This window comes from Cedecea lapagei (genome assembly GCF_900635955.1).
Taxonomy (GTDB): domain Bacteria; phylum Pseudomonadota; class Gammaproteobacteria; order Enterobacterales; family Enterobacteriaceae; genus Cedecea; species Cedecea lapagei.
The window spans coordinates 2,709,152-2,726,640 of the sequence record NZ_LR134201.1; the positions used below are offsets into that span (position 1 = coordinate 2,709,152).

The window sequence follows — 17,489 nt, forward strand, 5'->3', positions numbered from 1 at the left end:
TGTATATACAACTTAACTAATAAACCAAATATTCCGCCAGCGGGTCATAGGACTTTTTTATCGAACGGTGAGCAGGATCGCGCTTGTGAAATTTATCCAGCACGGGATGCTGGAAAACATTTTCTGGAAAGGGAGGTGAAGAGCGAAACAGCGCCTGAGCAGCACGTTCTGATGGAAATCAGCAGCAATAAAAATTATCGCCCGGTGCGAACGCCGGGCGTCCGATTACAAATAGGTGATTTCGCTGAACAGCAGCTGCCCCTGATTTTTTAACAGCCGCAGCGTATGGCTGCCCTCTTGCCACCAGGCGCCCTGGTCAGCTGACAGCAGCTTATCTTCCAGCTGCCACTCGCCGCTCAGGACATACACCACCCCGCCTCGGGTGCCAAAGGTGGTAAAAGTTCTGTCCGCCACGCGCACCAGCGCCCGGCAGCGGTCACGATGCGTCATCACGTTAAAATCCATCGACATCCCGCGGGTCAGCTCCGCTTTAACCGGCTGCTCGCCGGCAAAGGCAAAGGGCTGATAGCGCTTAAGCGTGTGCCGAAATGCCTCTCCGGCATCAAGCACCACTTCACTTCCCTCCAGCAGCGTCATTACCCGATCAACCTGTGGGAAGACGGGAAACTCGCCGTTGTGGGCTAAAGAGGCGATGCTGGCACGCCAGTTAAAATCTCTGGTGGCTGGCGGGAAGCAGCATATTTCACGCGTTTCGCCGGCGCCGTTGCGCCAGAGGTTGACCGGCACCTTTCTTATGTCAAAGAATTCCATCCCCGCTCCTGTGGACGTGCGGCACCCGCACGATCTTGCCATTGCTCTATAAATTGAGTGGCACGCAGGACGGGGTTTCCGTTCTCAGCAGCCCGCTCGTCGACTCGCTATTTTGTGCACCGGATCTTCGCCCGGCGCCAAAGTTATCGGCAGGCTCTGGCGGTTGCTGTAGTCCTGGTTCGATTTTTGTGACGATGAGTTAGCGAGTGTTTCTCTGGAAGCAGAGTCAATCTCTGGCCCTCAAAACCGGGCGACAGCCTGCGTGAGCTGGGAGCGGAAGGTGATAAAACGAGAAAACCGCCGATCCTGTTCACAGCGTACGTCGCTATTGTGAACAAGACCGGCGGTCTTAATTGAGTCGCTCAGGCTTACTGAGCTGCTGGCATTTTACCTTCATGCGCTGGACGTTCTGTCAGACGCTTCTCAAAATTCGCATTAAACTGTTTTTTCTGATCCGGCGTCAGGATGTTGTAGATCTTGTTCTGGGTTTGCAGGTGCGCCAGCATGCGCGCTTTGCCCTGCTCCGCCATTTTATCTACCTGCGCCTGAGCTTTAGCCTGGTCGAAGCTGTCGCTGGCGATCAGATCGTGCATCGCGCGGCGTTCGTCAACGGACGGACGCTCCATCTTGCCGCGCTGTTCTTTCATGATCTCTTTGATTTGCTGTTTCTGCGCATCGGTCAGGTTCAGGTCTTTAAACATCATCTCATGCATCGGGCCGCGCATCATTTTATGGTGCATCATCGGCGCATCGGTTTTTGCATCAGCAGCCGGGGCAGCATCTGCTGCGTGAGCCAGGTTAGCGGCGCCCAGAGCCAGAGTGGAAGCGACGAACAGTGCAGTTAATTTACGCATAATTTTAACCTTCTCTTTTCATTACATTGACGACTCGCTTAACCGGCGATGTCGTGTTGACGAGAATAAGTTTACGAGCCTTATCGTCAAGGTGACCGTGGCATTGGTAAAGCATTGAAAGGGTATAAAACAAGAATGCATCAATTATGAAGAAAATAAGGATTAAGGCAGGAAAGAGTGCAAGTAAATATAACAACACGATGATTATAAAGGCAATATGGAGAGTGTACAGCAATCAAATCGCCGAATAAACCCTGCCTCCAGGAATTATCTGTAAATAAATTCACGTGACGAAATGATTAAGCAGCTCAATTATTATGAGCTGCTCACCATTTAAATTTCCTCCAGCATCAGGCCCGCCCGTAGCCCCAGCGCAACATCCGGATTAGGGAATAAGACGTACTCTTTATCCCCGGCAACGACATAGCGCCTGTCACCATCCTCAGCCAGCAGGGTCCCACGAGGAAAGGCGGTAAAATTCTGTGTCTGCCGGGACATATGCAGCACAAAGTTTTCTGACTGCCGGGTGATTTGCTGTGCCACACGATAACGTAGCGGCTCGGCTTCTGTTGCAGGCGCTTCTGAGCCGCTTAACAAGGCCGATATCGCCTCCTGGGTTATCGCAAACTGGCTTAGATCGTTCTGGCCAAACGGCTGCGCCTTCCCCAGCTCCAGCGTGCAGCTCAGCGCGCCGAAATGCTCGCTGCTGAAGTGGCTAAAGGTTCCGCCTGGTTTTTGATGGAACACCAGCGCCTGCAGCCCGGCGCAGCCCAACCACGTTAAAAACGCCTCGCTATAAGGCAGCGGCCTGGACGGCAGTACGCCAAACCTCGGATGGTAAGAGCTGCGGATAGCCGTGTGCATGTCGAGGTGCCAGCGGGTTTGCTCTTCACTTCGCGACCAGAACTGCTCCAGCGCGTGTTCAAGCCTTGCCGCCCGCTGGGTCTCCACGCTTTCAGGGAACTGCTGCCAGCGCCCGCCAAACATGCGGTTCATGTCACTGTGGGTATATCGTTTATCTACCCGCAGAGCCGCCGGGTTGCCGAAAATAATCATCGTACGCCACTGCAGCGGCAGTTGCCCCGCGATCAGCCGATTGGTCAACTGGCTAAGGATCTCCACCGGGGCCGTTTCGTTGCCGTGGATCCCGGCCGAGATCACCAGCGCCTTCCCCGTCACCTCGTGCGGCGTCAGGGTCAGAATACCTTCATCCCACCAGCGCCAGCTCAGGCGTTCATTCTTTCCGGAAATTTGTTCAGGCGCCTTGCCGGCCAGCGTCTGCGCCAGAAAATCCATCATGCTTTCTCCTCTATTGCTGGAAGGGGTATACCGAACCTAAATCGAGAATACTCGTCAGTTCATCGAGCGCTTCGCGTCCCTCCCGCAGCAGCTGCGGGTCGGCTAAATCAGCCTGAGTTAAGCGGTCGCGGTACCAGCGATCGACCCAGCCATTAAGGGTCATAAACAGCGTGTCGTTCATCATCACCGCCGGGTTTACCGCTTTTAACTCTTCATCCGTCAGCACAACCCTCAGGCGCAGACAGGCCGGGCCGCCGCCGTTAGCCATGCTTTCACGCAGATCAAAGACCTGGAGATCTCTGACAGGGTTATCCGCCTCAAGCAGCTGATTAAGGTAACGCCAGACGCCAGGATGCTGGCGGGACTCTTCCGGCAGCACCAGCGTCATGCCGCCGTCGGCGCGGCTCAGCAGCTGGCTGTTAAACAGATAGGTTGAAACCGCATCGGCAACCGAAACAAGGTCGTCCGGCACTTCAATCACCTTAAAACCAGAAACTTGTTCACCCAGCCGCTGATAAAGCCCCTGCTGGTCAACAAACGCATGCTGATGGCAAAACAGCACTTCGCGGTTGGACACCGCAATAACATCGTTGTGGAATACACCCTGGTCGATAACCGCCGGGTTCTGCTGGGCATAAATAACCTGCTCAGGCCGCACCTGGTTTAAACGCGCCACCGCCTGGCTGGCCTCCAGCGTCTGACGAGCGGGGTAGCGTGCGGGCGCCTGCCCGCTTTTTGCATCCTCACGCCCGTACACAAACAGCTGCACGCCGGGATCGCCGTACTCGCCGCCCAAACGATTGTGGTTTGCCGCGCCTTCATCACCAAATAGCGCCACCTGCGGTAGCGCCCCGTGTACGGCAAAACGCCCGGTATCGCGGAACATCGCGCGGAGTACGTTTTCCGTCGTCGGCGCTTCGCTGGCCCGGTGGAATTTATTGTTCAGGTTGGCGACGGTGAGATGGACTTTTCCATCCAGCGTATCGGCAGAAGGCGCAACCGTTGCTGCGTTAGCCACCCACATAGAAGACGCCGAGCTGGCGGCAGAGAGCAGCTGCGGTGCCTGCCGAGCCGCACGTTCAACAACCTGCTCATCGCTGCCGCTAAAGCCAATCTGCCGCAGCACGCCGATATTAGGACGCTCCTGCGGAGCTATAACGCCCTGCGGATAGCCGGCATCCGCCAGCGCTTTCATTTTCAGCAGCCCCTGCTTCGCCGCCAGCTTCGGGTTAGAGACGCGAAACTGGTGCTTCGTTGAAGCTTCATTACCAAACGACAGCCCGGCGTAATGATGGGTCAGCCCCACCAGTCCGTCAAAGTTGGCTTCACGCGCTCTCTTCATGGCTGCTCCTTGCGGCTAAAATCCAGTCCAGGGCTCAGCGTTTGCGGTAGCGAAAAACCAGTGCTTTCCAGCGAGGCCATCGGCCAGGCGCAATAATCTGCTGCATACCAAGCGCTGGCGCGATGGTTGCCTGAAGCGCCCACACCGCCAAACGGCGCGGTACTCGCCGCACCGGTCAGCGGCTTATTCCAGTTCACAATCCCGGCTCGAGCTTCCAGCAGCAATTGGTCAAACTGCTCGCGCGAAGGTGAGATCAGGCCGCTCGCCAGACCATAACGCGTGTCGTTGGCCATGCGGATAGCCTCGTCAAAGCTGTTGTAGCGGTAGATAGCCAGCAGCGGGCCAAACACCTCTTCATCCGGCACGTCGGCCACGCCGCTAAGCTCGACGATACCCGGCGTCAGCAGAGAGGTACCAGGGCGGATCATTTTCGGCTCCAGCAGCGGCTTACCGCCGCGGGCAACGTGTTCCTGAAACGCCGTCAGCACCCGCTCGGCGGCCTGCACCGAAATCAGCCCACCGATAAATGGCTGCGGAATGGCGTCCCATTCCCCCGGCTGCAGGCGGGAAGAGACCTCGACCAGACGACGAATAAACTCATCGCCCTGCTCGCCCTGTTTTACCAGCAGGCGGCGAGCGCAGGTGCAGCGCTGCCCGGCGGTGATAAAGGCCGACTGGATTGCAACGTGAACGGCACCGTCAATATCCTGCGGATCTTCGACGATCAGCGGGTTATTGCCGCCCATTTCGAGGGCCAGGATCTTCTCCGGCTGCCCGGCAAACTGGCGATGAAGGTGGTAACCGGTGCCTGCGCTGCCGGTAAACAGCAGGCCATCGAGATCCGACTGCTGCGACAGCGCCTGGCCAGTTTCACGCCCGCCCTGCACCAGATTCAGCACGCCTGCAGGGATACCGGCCTCTTCCCATAGCTTCATTACCTGCTCACCGATGCGCGGCGTGAGCTCACTTGGCTTAAAGACGAGGGTATTTCCGGCCAGCAGCCCCGGCACGATATGGCCGTTAGGCAAATGGCCCGGCAGATTATACGGACCAAAAACTGCCAGCACGCCATGTGGACGATGGCGTAACGTTGCCGCGCCGTCCGGCATAGCAGCTTGCGTTTCGCCGGTTCTGGTGTGATAAGACTTAATAGAAATGGCAATCTTATTGACCATTGCGGCCGCTTCGGTCGCCGCCTCCCAGCGTGGCTTTCCGGTCTCCTGAGCAATCGTCTCGGTGAGCGCGGCTTTATTCGCTTCGAGCAGTCCGGCAAAGCGCTCCACAATCTCCTGGCGCTCGGCAAACGGGCGCTTCGCCCAGCCGGGAAACGCCGCGCGGGCGGCGCGGCAGGCCTCTTCTACCTGATCCTTATCCGCAACCAGCCCTTCCCACAGCAGCGAGCCGTTCACCGGGTTATGTTTTAACAGCGCTTCACCGCGTCCCGGAACCCATTGTCCGTTAATCCAGTTAGTCATACTTTTTTCTCCTCGGGGCACAGGCGCACCACGCGTACAGTGTCGCCGCTGGCGCACTTCAGCGCGTCGGCGGTTGCGGCATCAAGAACCAGTTTCTCGCCTTTCGGGTCAGCGTTAATCAGCATGACGCGGAACTGATGGTAATTTTCATTGGCGACCAGGCAGACCGGCAGCTCGTCGGTTGCGGGCTGACCGATGGCCACGGTTTGCAGGCGGCTTTTGCGGATAGCCCGCACGCGGTCAATATCACATTCAAGCGTCGGGCCGCCGTCAAAAATATCGACATAGTTACGATAACGGAACCCCTCTGCTTCAAGCACGGTGCGCGCTGGCGCCGTTTGCGGATGTACCTGGCCGATGACCTCCTGAGCCTCTCTGGAGAGGAAGTCGGTATAAATCGGGTGCTTTGGCATCAGCTCGGCAATAAAAGCTTTCTGTCCGGTGCCGCACAAATAGTCGGCGCGAGCGAACTCCATTGAGAAGAAACGATTGCCGAGGCTTTCCCAGAACGGCGAATGCCCGTGCTCGTCGATCACGCCGCGCATCTCGGCGACCACTTTTTCGTTAAAACGCTCGCGGAAGGCCGCCATAAAGAGAAAACGGGATTTCGACAGCAGGTAACCGTTCCCCTCCTTACGCCAGGCCGGATCGAGGAACAGCGTGCAAAGCTCGCTGCTCCCGGTATGGTCGTGGCTTAAAAACAGCGTCGGCAGCGCATTGTAGATATTTAGCTCTTTGGAGGCGTGAACCAGCGTGCCAACACGGTAGTTGTACCAGGGATCGTTAAGCCCTACTGCCACCTCAATGGCACAAATCCCCACCACCTGGCCGCTACTGGAATCCTCAAGCACAAACACATAGCCCTGGTCGCCCTTCGGCAGCCCGCCCTGCCAGGTTTGCAGCGAGCGTTCGATGCGGTCGGCCAGCGTTTTTTCATCGGCGGGCAGCGAGGTCAGCCCGCCGCCGGTTTTCCCGGCAAGGGCAAGCAGCCCCGACAGATCGCCTCGTTCAACCGGGCGGATAACCATCATGATGAGACTCCCGCGAGGAAGCGTTCGCAGGCACGCTCAAAGCGATCCAGGCCGAGCTGAACTTCCGCCTCACTGACGATAAGCGCCGGGGCAAAACGCAGCACGCTGGCTCCGGCAATCAGCATCATCAGGCCCTCCTGCGCGGCGGCCTGCAGAATAAGTTTAGCTTTGCCCGCATGCTCCGGACGCAGCGCACAGCCGATAAGCAGACCTAACCCACGCACCTCGCTGAACAGCTGATGCTTTTGATTGATGTGGTTCAGGCGCTCAACGAACCATTCATGGCGCTGCTTCACGCCGTTCAGCACTTCCGGGGTATTGATAATTTCAAGCACGCGTCCGGCAACCGCAGAGGCCAATGGGTTACCGCCATAGGTCGTACCGTGGGTACCGACAACCATCACTTTGGCAAAACGATCGGTGGTCAGCAGCGCGCCGATAGGGAAACCGCCGCCCAGCGCTTTTGCCGTCGAAAGCACGTCCGGCGTCACGCCATAGTGCATATAGGCATACAGCGAGCCGGTGCGGCCAACGCCGGTTTGTACCTCGTCAAAAATCAGCACCGCGTTATGTTTGTCGCACAGTTCGCGCAGCCCCTGAAGGAACTCAGGCGTCGCCGGAACTACGCCGCCTTCCCCCTGTATCGGCTCGACGATCACCGCACAGGTTTCGTCGTTGATCAGGTCGCGGGCAGACTGCAGATCGTTAAACACCGCGTGGTTAATTTGCGGAGGCAGAGGCGCAAAATCCTGAGAATAGGCAGGCTGCCCACCGGCGGTGACGGTAAACAGCGTGCGGCCATGAAACGCATTCTTAAATGCCACGATCCCGCTTTTTTGCACGCCAAAATTGTCATGGGCGTATTTACGCGCCAGCTTCAGCGCAGCTTCGTTGGCCTCTGCGCCTGAGTTACAGAAGAATACTTTCTCGGCAAAGGTAGCGTCGATAAGCTGTTTAGCCAGCTTCAGCACCGGCTCGTTGGTGTAGCCGTTGCCGGTATGCCAGAATTTTCCGGCCTGCTCTTCCAGCGCCTTGCGCATTTCAGGATGGGCATGCCCCAGAGCGTTAACCGCGATGCCGCCCGCAAAGTCGATGTAGTCTTTTCCCTGCTGGTCCCACAGGGTGGAACCCTCGCCGCGAACCGGAATAAAAGGCGCAGGGGCATAAACCGGCATCATCCATTCGTCGAAATGTTGGCGTGTAATTGACTGCGACATAGTGACCCCTCACGGTAAACGAAAAGTTTATTAAATGTTAAATATTTGAGTGTTTGCGCTGTAAATGTAGATTGCAGGCATCGTGCCAGCCAGCGATAAAAATGCATAAACCGGGGAGGGAAACGGAAAATCAACCACTTAAAAACTATCACTATTCACTTAAAGTGAATAATAAGTGCATAGTTTTAACGTACCGCCTGATTCGCGACACGAAAACAAGAAATATTATGCAGTGGTAAAATATAATGCTGAAATTGTGATCGCCTTCGGGATTTGCCTGCCGTTTTTGCCCCGTTTTTGCGCAACGCGATCGCTTTTGGTGCAGATGTTGCTTTATTTCTGCCCTCCGGGCTTGCCTATGGCAGCGATTAGCTTCAGCGCAGCAACGTGCGCCGTTTTCTGCTACCATCCTGCAACAATTAACCTGACAACCTGGCAGCGACTATGAAATTTGTCTCTTTTAATATCAACGGCCTGCGCGCCCGTCCTCATCAGCTGGAAGCCATCGTAGAACAGCATCAGCCGGACGTTATCGGTCTGCAGGAAACCAAAGTCCATGACGATATGTTCCCGCTGGAAGAGGTGGCCAAACTCGGCTATCACGTGTTCTATCACGGTCAGAAAGGCCACTACGGCGTAGCGCTGCTGACCAAAGAGAAGCCAATTGCGGTGCGTAAAGGCTTCCCGGGCGACGGCGAAGATGCCCAGCGCCGCATCATCATGGCGGAAATCCCTTCTGAGTTTGGCAACCTTACGGTGATCAACGGCTACTTCCCGCAGGGTGAAAGCCGCGATCATGAAACCAAGTTCCCGGCTAAAACCAAGTTTTACCAGGATCTGCAGGACTTCCTGCAGGGCGAGCTGCGCCCGGAAAATCCGGTGCTGATCATGGGGGATATGAACATCAGCCCGACCGATCTGGACATCGGCATCGGGGAAGAGAACCGCAAGCGCTGGCTGCGCACCGGGAAGTGCTCGTTCCTGCCTGAAGAGCGTGAATGGATGGCCCGCCTGCTCGGCTGGGGCCTGGTGGATACCTGGCGCCATGCCAACCCGGAAGCGCAGGACAAATTCTCCTGGTTTGACTACCGTTCGAAAGGCTTCGACGACAACCGTGGTCTGCGAATCGACCTGCTGCTGGCAAGCCAGGGGCTGGCGCCGCACTGTGTAGCGACCGGGATCGACTACGGAATCCGTGGAATGGAAAAACCGTCCGACCACGCACCTGTTTGGGCGCAGTTTAAGCTGTAAGAGAAATACTGCAGGTCGACACATCTTCAGAAAAGGACGGCGAGATGCGGTTTTCCCCCCTGATGAGGAGCAGACAGAATGCGTAAAATCCTCTTTTTGCTGCTGGCTACCCTGGTCATCTCGCTGTTAATCCTGCTGCCGCCGGGCACCCTTAGCCTGGCGACGCTGCAGAAATACCATGCCCGGCTCACGCTCTGGCACGCCGAGCGCCCGATGCTGGTCATGGGCGCTTTCTTCCTGGGCTACTTCCTGATTTCAGCCCTTTCGATTCCCGGCACGCGCATCATGACGCTGATGGGCGGCGCGCTGTTTGGGCTGATTGAAGGAACTGTGCTGGTCGCCACTGCGGCAGCAAGCGGCGCAACCGTCGCCATGCTGCTGAGCCGCTACCTCCTGCACGACTGGGTGCAGCAGCGCTTCTCGGCGCGAATGGCGAAAATTAACGAAGGTATCAGAAACAATATTACGCAGTGCCTGTTTGCTCTGCGTCTGGTGCCCGTATTGCCCTTCTCCATCATCAACCTGCTGATGGGGCTGACGCCCATTTCCGCCGTCCGCTTTGCGGTGGTGACGCTCCTCGGCCTGCTGCCGTCCATCGTGCTCTATATCAGTACCGGCCGTCAGCTTAGCCAGATAGAAAGCCTGAGAGATATTATTTCTCCCGGCATGCTGCTGCTGTTTGCACTTATAGGCCTGCTGCCGCTGGTTTCCCACTGGCTGATAAAAAGAGCCCGTCTCAAAAATTAAGCGCCTCCGCCAGGCGAAGGCGTTTTATTATTACCCTTGTGAAAGCAACGTCACCTCGATATTGCCGGTAATTGCCCGCGAATAGGGGCAGGTTGCATGGGCGGCCGCCAGTAGGGTTTCGCGCTGCTCCTCGCTGAGCCCCGGTAGCCTCACGTTGAGGGTAACAGCCAGCGCAAAGTGGCTGTCATTATCCACTTTTCCCAGCGAAACGCTGGCATCAACCGCCGTATCCTCCGGGATCCGAAGAGCGAGTTTTTTCCCCGCAAGACCAATAGCGCCCATAAAACAGGCTGAATAGCCGACGGCAAAAAGCTGCTCCGGATTGGTGCCCGGTTTACCGGATCCCGGCGTGCTGAGCTGCACGTCCAGGCTGCCGTCGTCCGAGCGCCCGTGGCCGCTGCGGGCGCCAACGGTGGTGGTATGGGCGGTATACAACACTTTTTCGAGTTTGGCAGACATGGTGATTCCTCAATCGTGGGTGACAAGAGGCGCCATTTAACCGCCGTGGTGTATCTGCAATATGTTCTGTAGCGGGTCGAAATGTATAAGTCTGTATCCGCCTCATGACCTGGCTCAAGAAGTGGCAGGGTTCAGGGGCTGCCGAATCAACACTTCTCTATACTCAAGGCCTTTACAGGGATGGATTCAACATAACGATGGACAAGCAAAAAACAGGATCCGGCGTGCGTAAGGTCATCTTCGCCCTGCTGCTCGCCGGGTATCTCCCATGCCACCTTTGCCGCTGCGATGCCTGCTGAAATGAACCTTTCAAGCGTGAAAGCCAAAAATGGCGTGGTGATAGACACCCGCCCGAGCGCGTTTTATAACGGCTGGCCACAAACCTTAAACGCTGCTGGCGGCCATGAACCTGCCGCGCTGAACCTTTCTGCTTCGTGGCTGACGCTGATGGACGATGAGCAGCTGGCAGAGTGGACGAAACAGCATCAATTAAACCCAGCCGGGCTGATTGCACTCTACGGCGACAGCGCTCAGTCCGTTAAATCTCGTTTAGAAAAGCTGGGGTTTACCCAGATTTCAATGCTGACGGACGGGCTGCAGGATCCCGCCCGGCTGCAGAAACTGGCCCATTTTGAGCAACTGGTTTACCCGCAGTGGATCCACGACTTACAGAATAAAAAACCGGTCATGGCCGCCCCCGCAGGAGACTGGAGGGTGATTGAGGCTGGCTGCGGAGCACCAAAAAAGTATCTTCTTAGCCATATTCCCGGCGCGGGCTACATCAACACCGAAGAAGTGGAAAACGAACCGCTGTGGAATAAAGTGTCGGACGACAAACTAAAAGCCAAGCTGGCGAAGCACGGCATCCGGCACGATACCACGGTGATTTTATATGGTCGTGACGTCTATGCTGCGGCACGCGTGGCGGCGATTATGCTCTATGCCGGCGTGAAGGATGTTCGCCTGCTGGACGGTGGCTGGGCAACGTGGAGCGCGGCGGATCTTCCGGTGGAGCATAGCCTGCCGCCACAGCCCGCTACGGCTGACGATTTTGGCGCGCCAATCCCCGGTCAGCCGCAGCTGATGCTGAACATGGAGCAGGCTCGCGCGCTGCTGCACCGCAAAGATGCCTCGCTGGTCAGCATTCGCTCCTGGCCAGAATTTATCGGCACCACCAGCGGCTACGGCTACATTAAGCCAAAAGGCGAGATTGCGGGCGCCCGCTGGGGCCACGCCGGGTCTGACGCCAGGCATATGGAAAACTTCCACAACCCGGACGGCACTATGCTCAGCGGGGACGATATCACCGCGATGTGGAAAGCCTGGAATATCACCCCCGACCAGCACGTTGCTTTCTACTGCGGCACGGGCTGGCGAGCTTCCGAAGCGCTGATGTATGCCCGGGCGATGGGCTGGAAGCGCGTGGGCCTGTATGACGGCGGCTGGTATGAATGGAGCGCGGATCCGAAGAACCCTGTGGTTAGCGGCGAACGCAGGCCAAACTGATTCTGACTTGAGGGCCACGCCAGTGGCAGCGCTTTGAGGGGAGCAATCCAGGATCGCGTTTCATTTCCATTGTTCAATGACTCTTCTGATCGCCCATGATGGCGGGTATGATGCCACGCCTGCCCCACGGAGAATGGACACCGATGCGAAAAAACCTTGATGTTGTCGCGGCTATTATTGAGCGTGAAGGAAAAATTTTGCTGGCCTGCCGCCCGGAAGAGGGCGATCAGCCCGGCCTGTGGGAGTTCCCCGGTGGGAAAGTGGAAGCGGGAGAAACCCAGCCGGAGGCGCTGGCGCGAGAATTACGGGAAGAGCTGGGAATTGCTGCGCAGATCGGCAGCTATGTTGCCAGCCATCAGCGCGAGGTCTCCGGCAGAGTGATCCACCTCCACGCCTGGCACGTCGCAACATTTAGCGGCGAACTGACGGCACATTGCCACAGCGAGCTGGTATGGTGCGAGCCGCCGGAAGCGTTTGGCTATGCCCTCGCCCCGGCGGATGTCCCGCTGCTGGAAGCCTTTATGGCTTCACACGGCGCCAGACCAGCGGATTAGTCCCTAAGACTTTGTCATCGCGCTGGCACTGCAGCAGGATCCCTTCGCTTTTTACCACTGCCCCTTCGGAGTAGTTTTTGTTTTCATAAATACAGCACTGGTTGCAGGGCGGCGTCTGCTGCTGGTTGCCGCTGGTAAACACTTCCGGCGGCACCACCACGTCAACGTCAGGCTGACGGTGCTGCACCGCCATCGCTGGCAGACTCATCATTAGTACCGCGGCGGCGGCGAGCAGGCTTTTTACTGGCATCATCACTTCCCTCTTTTTTGGCCCAACGTTTCGCTTTTTTTCCGTCATCCTGGGCTTTGATGCCCTTAAATACGTGGCGCACCGGCGTGGTTCGCGCCTGATGAATCAGATCATAAAGCGTTTGCACCAGCGGCTGCATAAAGTCCTGATAGCGGCACTGCTTTTCGCTGATTTGCGTCAGCGTCGACTCCCAGTGCGCGGTCATATCCGGCCTCGCGGCCAGCTCCGGCAGCGAATGGATCAGCGCCCGCCCGGCGTCCGTCGAATGAATATAGCGCCCTTTCTTGACCAGGAAGGCGCGTTTGAATAAGAGTTCAATGATCCCGGCACGCGTCGCTTCGGTGCCTAACCCGTCCGTAGCGCGCAGGATCTTTTTCAGATCTTTATCCTGCACAAAGCGCGCAATCCCGGTCATCGCCGACAGCAGCGTCGCATCCGTAAAATGGCGCGGCGGCTGCGTTTGCCGCTCTACCACTTCACCATGTTCACAAAGCAGTTCGTCACCCTTCGCCACCACCGGCAGCGGCGTGCCGTCGTTTTCTTCATCGCGCTCTTTGCTGCCAAGCAGCGTCCGCCAGCCCGCTTCCGCAAGGAAACGCGCTTTGGCGATAAACTTGCCGCCGGCGATATCAAGATCGATAGTGCATTTGCGGAATACCGCATCGGCGCAGAACTGCATTAAGTATTGACGGGCGATCAGGCCATAAACTTTAGCCTCATTTTCACTTAATGAGATTGAAGCGCTGCGCGCGGTAGGAATAATGGCGTGGTGAGCGTCGACTTTTTTATCATCCCAGCAGCGATTACGCAGGTCGGCATCCACCGCGGGCTGCGGCAGTAAATCTGGCTGATGTACGGCAATGGCGTTCATCACCGCGTGGCGGCCGGCAAAATGCTCTTCAGGCAAATAGCGGCAGTCGGAGCGCGGATAGGTGATCAGCTTGTGGGTCTCGTAAAGCTTCTGGCAGATATCCAGCACGTTCTGGGCGCTCAGCCCAAAGCGTTTTGCCGCTTCAATTTGCAGGCTCGACAGCGAAAACGGCAGCGGTGCGATTTCCGATTCCCGTTTATCGTTATAGGCGGTCACCAGCGCAGGATGGCCGTTGATACGGGCAACCACGTGCTCCGCCAGCTTGCGGTTCAGCAGACGGCCCTCTTCATCCTGATGTGGCTCGCAGGATTCGCTCGGCTGCCATACCGCCACAAAGCGCTCGTCGGCAGGCGTCACGATATGGGCTTTTACTTCGAAATAGTCTTTGGCGACGAAGTTTTCGATCTCTTCATCACGGCGCACCACCAGCCCGAGCACCGGCGTTTGCACCCGACCAACGGAGAGCACGCCCTGGTAGCCCGCATTGCGCCCGAGAATGGTATAGGCTCGGGTCATATTAATCCCGTACAGCCAGTCGGCGCGGGCGCGGGCCAAGGCTGAAACACAAAGCGGAATAAATTCGCTGTTAGCACGGAGGCGGGAAATCGCCCGCTCTACCGCCTGTGGATTAAGGTCGTTTATCAGACAGCGCTGCACCTGCTGGCGCTTTTCCGGTGCCAGCTGGAGGTAGTCCAGCACCTCGTCCACCAGCAGCTGCCCCTCGCGATCCGGGTCACCGGCGTGAACCACTTCAGTGGCCTGAGCGAGCAGTTTTTTAATCGCATTTAGCTGTTTGGTCACCGATGGGCGCGGCTGTAGCTGCCATTTTTCCGGCACGATAGGCAAATCCGCCAGGTTCCAGCGAGCATAGCGCCCGTCGTAGGCGTCCGGCTGCGCCTGCTCCAGCAGGTGGCCGATGCACCAGGTGACCACCTGGCCGTTGCCGCATTCGATGAACCCGTCGCCGCGGCGATGGGGTTTAGGCAGCACGTCGGCTATCGCTCGTGCAAGGCTAGGTTTTTCCGCAATAAACAGCCGCATCGAATTAACGGATCTCAATCATCGGGCGACCAGCACGGGCGTCTCTGAGCGCCCCGATCGGGCTGAGAGAGATACCGTTACGCTTTGCGGCGGCAAAAACGTCGGCTTCAGCATCGGCACGTACCGCCAGCAGCAGGCCGCCGGAGGTTTGCGGATCGCACAGCAGGTTACGCCACGCCTCAGGCATCTCGCCGATTAGCTGGCCGTAGCTTGCAAAGTTGCGGGAAGTGCCGCCCGGCACGCAGCCCTGCTCGATGTAGCTTTCCACGCCGGGCAGTTTTGGCACACATTCGTACCACACCTCCGCCTGAACGCCTGCGCCTTCACACATCTCGCTCAGGTGGCCAAGCAGGCCAAAGCCCGTGACATCGGTCATGGCCGTAACGCCGGCAATATCAGCAAACTCAGCGCCGACCTTATTCAGCTGGCACATGATTTCTGCCGCCAGACCTTCGTGCTCCGGCTTCAACAGGGATTTTTTCTCGGCGGTGGTCAGCACGCCAATGCCCAGCGGTTTGGTGAGGAATAGCTTACAGCCGGCTTCGGCAGAGCTGTTTTTCTTCACGCGTTCGGTAGGCACAACGCCGGTCACGGCAAGGCCAAAAATAGGTTCAGGGGCATCAATGGAGTGGCCACCGGCCAGGGAAATCCCGGCTTGCTGGCAGACAAAACGCCCCCCTTCGATCACTTCACGGGCGATTTCCGGCGCCAGGGTGTTGATTGGCCAGCCCAGGATGGCGATGGCCATGATCGGCTTACCGCCCATAGCATAAATATCGCTGATGGCGTTGGTTGCCGCGATGCGGCCAAAGTCGAAAGGATCGTCAACAATCGGCATAAAGAAGTCGGTGGTGCTGATAATACCGGTGCCGTTGCCCAGGTCATAAACCGCCGCATCATCGCGGGTTTCGTTCCCCACCAGTAGATTTGGATCGACAAACTTCGCCTGCTCGCTGTGCAAGATGGTTTCTAAAACCTTCGGGGAAATTTTGCAGCCGCATCCTGCTCCGTGGCTGTACTGGGTCAAACGAACGGTTTGCTTCATGGACATCTCCTTTCTTTGCCAAATTCTGTACCCAATATGGTAGCGCTCAAACGCCTCCGTAGTAAGTCTGACTGTCTTAAATCGCGTGTCGTTGCTCACTATGCAGGCAAAGCGGCAGTTTTGTGGAGCCAGGCCGCATTTTGCCCATCCGCTCTTTTACTCAAATATGACGGAAATGTTACAAAGAACAGGCAACTAACTGGATCCCTCCACGCAAGTAAGGAATAACAATGAAAAAACGCGTAATTGCCCTCTGCATCGCCGGCCTGTTCTCCTCCGCAGCCTTTGCCCTTGCCCCGCCTGGAAATGATGCCACGACCAAACCTGACCTCTATTATCTGACCAACGCTCAGGCCATTGACAGTCTGGCGCTGCTGCCGCCGCCGCCGGAAATCGGCAGCATTGCATTTTTGAACGATCAGGCGATGTATGAGAAAGGCCGCCTGCTGCGTTCGACCGAGCGCGGCAAGCTGGCGGAAGAGGATGCCAACCTCAGCGGCGGCGGCGTGGCTAACGCCTTCTCCGGCGCGTTTGGGTCGCCGATCACCGAAAAAGATTCGCCTGAGCTGCATAAGCTGCTGACCAACATGATTGAGGATGCAGGTGACCTTGCTACCCGCGGCGCGAAAGAGAAGTACATGCGCATTCGCCCGTTTGCCTTCTACGGCGTGCCGACCTGCAACACCAAAGAACAGGACAAGCTGTCGAAAAATGGCTCTTATCCATCGGGGCATACCTCTATTGGCTGGGCCACCGCGCTGGTGCTGGCTGAAATCAATCCGCAGCGCCAGAACGAAATACTCAAGCGTGGGTTCGAGCTTGGCCAAAGCCGGGTGATTTGCGGCTACCACTGGCAAAGTGACATTGATGCCGCGCGCGTTGTAGGCTCAGCCGTCGTCGCAACGCTGCATACCAACGCCGCCTTCCAGCAGCAGCTGCAGAAAGCCAAAGAAGAATTTGCGAAACAGCAGAAGAAGTAGGGAATGAAGTCCCTGCCGGCAAACGCTCCGGCAGGGCAAATGCGCTATCAGAAGTGAGAAACGAACGCAGACGTATCCGGCGGGAGGATGGTGGTGGAAGCCTTAAGCTGCGGCGTCCCGAGGTAAAGGAAACCCACCACTTTATCCTGCTCACGGCCGCCCAGCCCTTCACGCACCATCTCATTTTCGGTCCACGCGCCGCTGCGCCAGATACCGTTAAAGCCCTGAGCCACCGCCGCCATCTGCATCGCCATCACCGCACAGCCCGCAGAGACAACCTGCTCCCACACCGGCACTTTATGGTTAGCATCGCAATGCGCGACCACGGCAATGATCTGCGGCGCGCGGAACGGTGAGGTGCGCGCTTTTTCTACGCTCTTTTCATCCATACCGGCGGCAATTGCCGCTTTTTCCAGCAGCTGAGCAAAGCGCTCGCGACCTTCCCCTTCGATAATAATAAAGCGCCAAGGCTGGAGCGTACCGTGATCCGGGGCGCGCATACCGGCGCGCAGGATATTCTCCAGCACTTCCCCTGCCGGAGCTGGCTCGGCCAGGCGGGACGCGCTACGGCGGTTGATCAGGAGTTCAAGTGCATCCATTTAAAAGCCTCTTACTGACAGAAAAGAACTGGCAAAGCGCGAAGCGGGTCGCCAGTCTGTTAAATGATATTCATTCACAAAATTAACACAGCCGTAGTTTTTGTTACAGCCTCGCCCCGATTTCCTGCTGACATTTCCTCGCCCTCTCTTTAGGATAGCCCTTACTTTCGCCGCTTTAGCCAGCTTCATTGCGGCGT

17 protein-coding genes are annotated in these 17,489 nt (G+C 57.2%); 5 read left to right on the plus strand and 12 right to left on the minus strand.

The genetic code is table 11. The features are described from left to right. Nucleotides 1-225: 225 nt before the first annotated feature. From ves to EL098_RS13095, 7 genes are all read right to left on the minus strand, one after another. Nucleotides 226-771 carry an environmental stress-induced protein Ves gene (gene ves, locus EL098_RS13065; RefSeq protein ID WP_126356624.1) on the minus strand — a complete coding sequence of 182 codons (546 nt, stop codon included), beginning with the start codon at nucleotides 769-771 and terminating at the stop codon, nucleotides 226-228. Between the two features lie 368 nt (nucleotides 772-1,139). Continuing rightward, nucleotides 1,140-1,625, minus strand: a complete 486-nt coding sequence (spy, locus tag EL098_RS13070) for an ATP-independent periplasmic protein-refolding chaperone Spy (protein WP_126356626.1) — start codon at nucleotides 1,623-1,625, stop codon at nucleotides 1,140-1,142. Nucleotides 1,626-1,958: 333 nt separating this feature from the next. Next, complete coding sequence (astE, locus tag EL098_RS13075) at nucleotides 1,959-2,924, minus strand: succinylglutamate desuccinylase (RefSeq protein WP_126356628.1); 966 nt, start codon at nucleotides 2,922-2,924, stop codon at nucleotides 1,959-1,961. Between the two features lie 10 nt (nucleotides 2,925-2,934). Next, nucleotides 2,935-4,266: an N-succinylarginine dihydrolase gene (astB, locus tag EL098_RS13080; RefSeq protein WP_126356630.1), complete on the minus strand. Its 1,332-nt coding sequence runs from the start codon at nucleotides 4,264-4,266 to the stop codon at nucleotides 2,935-2,937. Then, entirely contained in the window at nucleotides 4,263-5,741 is a 1,479-nt protein-coding gene (astD, locus tag EL098_RS13085; RefSeq protein ID WP_126356632.1) for a succinylglutamate-semialdehyde dehydrogenase, read from the minus strand. The genes astB and astD overlap by 4 nt, the downstream gene beginning before the upstream one ends. Then, on the minus strand, nucleotides 5,738-6,772 hold the full coding sequence (gene astA, locus EL098_RS13090; RefSeq protein ID WP_126356633.1) for an arginine N-succinyltransferase: 1,035 nt from the start codon (nucleotides 6,770-6,772) through the stop codon (nucleotides 5,738-5,740). Before astA ends, astD begins: the two co-directional genes overlap by 4 nt. Next, nucleotides 6,769-7,989, minus strand: coding sequence for an aspartate aminotransferase family protein (locus EL098_RS13095; RefSeq protein WP_126356635.1), 1,221 nt, complete (start codon nucleotides 7,987-7,989; stop codon nucleotides 6,769-6,771). The genes astA and EL098_RS13095 overlap by 4 nt, the downstream gene beginning before the upstream one ends. 444 nt (nucleotides 7,990-8,433) lie before the next feature. On the opposite strand from EL098_RS13095, the gene xthA reads away from it, so the two are divergent. Then, on the plus strand, nucleotides 8,434-9,240 hold the full coding sequence (gene xthA / locus EL098_RS13100) for an exodeoxyribonuclease III (RefSeq protein ID WP_126356637.1): 807 nt from the start codon (nucleotides 8,434-8,436) through the stop codon (nucleotides 9,238-9,240). Nucleotides 9,241-9,318: 78 nt separating this feature from the next. Continuing rightward, nucleotides 9,319-9,987: a TVP38/TMEM64 family protein gene (locus tag EL098_RS13105; protein ID WP_126356639.1), complete on the plus strand. Its 669-nt coding sequence runs from the start codon at nucleotides 9,319-9,321 to the stop codon at nucleotides 9,985-9,987. Between the two features lie 30 nt (nucleotides 9,988-10,017). Here the strand turns inward: EL098_RS13105 and EL098_RS13110 are convergent, their stop codons facing one another. After that, nucleotides 10,018-10,446 (minus strand): organic hydroperoxide resistance protein, encoded by a 429-nt coding sequence (locus EL098_RS13110; RefSeq protein WP_126356641.1) that lies wholly within the window; start codon nucleotides 10,444-10,446, stop codon nucleotides 10,018-10,020. Nucleotides 10,447-10,707: 261 nt separating this feature from the next. Between EL098_RS13110 and EL098_RS13115 the strand changes: the two genes are divergently transcribed. Beyond that, nucleotides 10,708-11,952 (plus strand): rhodanese-like domain-containing protein, encoded by a 1,245-nt coding sequence (locus EL098_RS13115; protein WP_232012443.1) that lies wholly within the window; start codon nucleotides 10,708-10,710, stop codon nucleotides 11,950-11,952. A 143-nt stretch (nucleotides 11,953-12,095) separates the two neighbouring features. Beyond that, a complete protein-coding gene (locus EL098_RS13120) occupies nucleotides 12,096-12,506 on the plus strand; it encodes a pyrimidine (deoxy)nucleoside triphosphate diphosphatase (RefSeq protein ID WP_126356644.1) in 411 nt (136 codons plus the stop codon). Here EL098_RS13120 and EL098_RS13125 read toward each other — a convergent pair. From EL098_RS13125 to selD, 3 genes are read right to left on the minus strand one after another with little or no spacing between them, the layout of a single operon-like run. Beyond that, entirely contained in the window at nucleotides 12,472-12,717 is a 246-nt protein-coding gene (locus tag EL098_RS13125; protein WP_232012214.1) for a YnjH family protein, read from the minus strand. The genes EL098_RS13120 and EL098_RS13125 overlap by 35 nt on opposite strands. Further along, on the minus strand, nucleotides 12,674-14,668 hold the full coding sequence (locus EL098_RS13130; RefSeq protein ID WP_126358442.1) for a DNA topoisomerase III: 1,995 nt from the start codon (nucleotides 14,666-14,668) through the stop codon (nucleotides 12,674-12,676). Before EL098_RS13130 ends, EL098_RS13125 begins: the two co-directional genes overlap by 44 nt. A 4-nt stretch (nucleotides 14,669-14,672) precedes the next feature. After that, nucleotides 14,673-15,713 carry a selenide, water dikinase SelD gene (gene selD, locus EL098_RS13135; protein ID WP_197718520.1) on the minus strand — a complete coding sequence of 347 codons (1,041 nt, stop codon included), beginning with the start codon at nucleotides 15,711-15,713 and terminating at the stop codon, nucleotides 14,673-14,675. A gap of 230 nt (nucleotides 15,714-15,943) precedes the next feature. Here selD and phoC point away from each other — a divergent pair, with 230 nt between their 5' ends. Next, on the plus strand, nucleotides 15,944-16,693 hold the full coding sequence (gene phoC, locus EL098_RS13140) for an acid phosphatase PhoC (RefSeq protein ID WP_126356648.1): 750 nt from the start codon (nucleotides 15,944-15,946) through the stop codon (nucleotides 16,691-16,693). A 47-nt stretch (nucleotides 16,694-16,740) separates the two neighbouring features. On the opposite strand, the gene EL098_RS13145 is transcribed toward phoC, so the two are convergent. Continuing rightward, nucleotides 16,741-17,292: an NAD(P)H nitroreductase gene (locus EL098_RS13145; RefSeq protein WP_126356650.1), complete on the minus strand. Its 552-nt coding sequence runs from the start codon at nucleotides 17,290-17,292 to the stop codon at nucleotides 16,741-16,743. Nucleotides 17,293-17,489: the final 197 nt, after the last annotated feature.

What these genes read in the sequence shown, in the direction of transcription:
- ves (WP_126356624.1), bottom strand. Translation starts at nt 771, where the DNA reads ATGGAATTCTTTGACATAAGAAAGGTGCCGGTCAACCTCTGGCGCAAC.
- spy (WP_126356626.1), bottom strand. Translation starts at nt 1,625, where the DNA reads ATGCGTAAATTAACTGCACTGTTCGTCGCTTCCACTCTGGCTCTGGGC.
- astE (WP_126356628.1), bottom strand. Translation starts at nt 2,924, where the DNA reads ATGATGGATTTTCTGGCGCAGACGCTGGCCGGCAAGGCGCCTGAACAA.
- astB (WP_126356630.1), bottom strand. Translation starts at nt 4,266, where the DNA reads ATGAAGAGAGCGCGTGAAGCCAACTTTGACGGACTGGTGGGGCTGACC.
- astD (WP_126356632.1), bottom strand. Translation starts at nt 5,741, where the DNA reads ATGACTAACTGGATTAACGGACAATGGGTTCCGGGACGCGGTGAAGCG.
- astA (WP_126356633.1), bottom strand. Translation starts at nt 6,772, where the DNA reads ATGATGGTTATCCGCCCGGTTGAACGAGGCGATCTGTCGGGGCTGCTT.
- EL098_RS13095 (WP_126356635.1), bottom strand. Translation starts at nt 7,989, where the DNA reads ATGTCGCAGTCAATTACACGCCAACATTTCGACGAATGGATGATGCCG.
- xthA (WP_126356637.1), top strand. Translation starts at nt 8,434, where the DNA reads ATGAAATTTGTCTCTTTTAATATCAACGGCCTGCGCGCCCGTCCTCAT.
- EL098_RS13105 (WP_126356639.1), top strand. Translation starts at nt 9,319, where the DNA reads ATGCGTAAAATCCTCTTTTTGCTGCTGGCTACCCTGGTCATCTCGCTG.
- EL098_RS13110 (WP_126356641.1), bottom strand. Translation starts at nt 10,446, where the DNA reads ATGTCTGCCAAACTCGAAAAAGTGTTGTATACCGCCCATACCACCACC.
- EL098_RS13120 (WP_126356644.1), top strand. Translation starts at nt 12,096, where the DNA reads ATGCGAAAAAACCTTGATGTTGTCGCGGCTATTATTGAGCGTGAAGGA.
- EL098_RS13125 (WP_232012214.1), bottom strand. Translation starts at nt 12,717, where the DNA reads ATGATGAGTCTGCCAGCGATGGCGGTGCAGCACCGTCAGCCTGACGTT.
- EL098_RS13130 (WP_126358442.1), bottom strand. Translation starts at nt 14,668, where the DNA reads ATGCGGCTGTTTATTGCGGAAAAACCTAGCCTTGCACGAGCGATAGCC.
- selD (WP_197718520.1), bottom strand. Translation starts at nt 15,713, where the DNA reads ATGAAGCAAACCGTTCGTTTGACCCAGTACAGCCACGGAGCAGGATGC.
- phoC (WP_126356648.1), top strand. Translation starts at nt 15,944, where the DNA reads ATGAAAAAACGCGTAATTGCCCTCTGCATCGCCGGCCTGTTCTCCTCC.
- EL098_RS13145 (WP_126356650.1), bottom strand. Translation starts at nt 17,292, where the DNA reads ATGGATGCACTTGAACTCCTGATCAACCGCCGTAGCGCGTCCCGCCTG.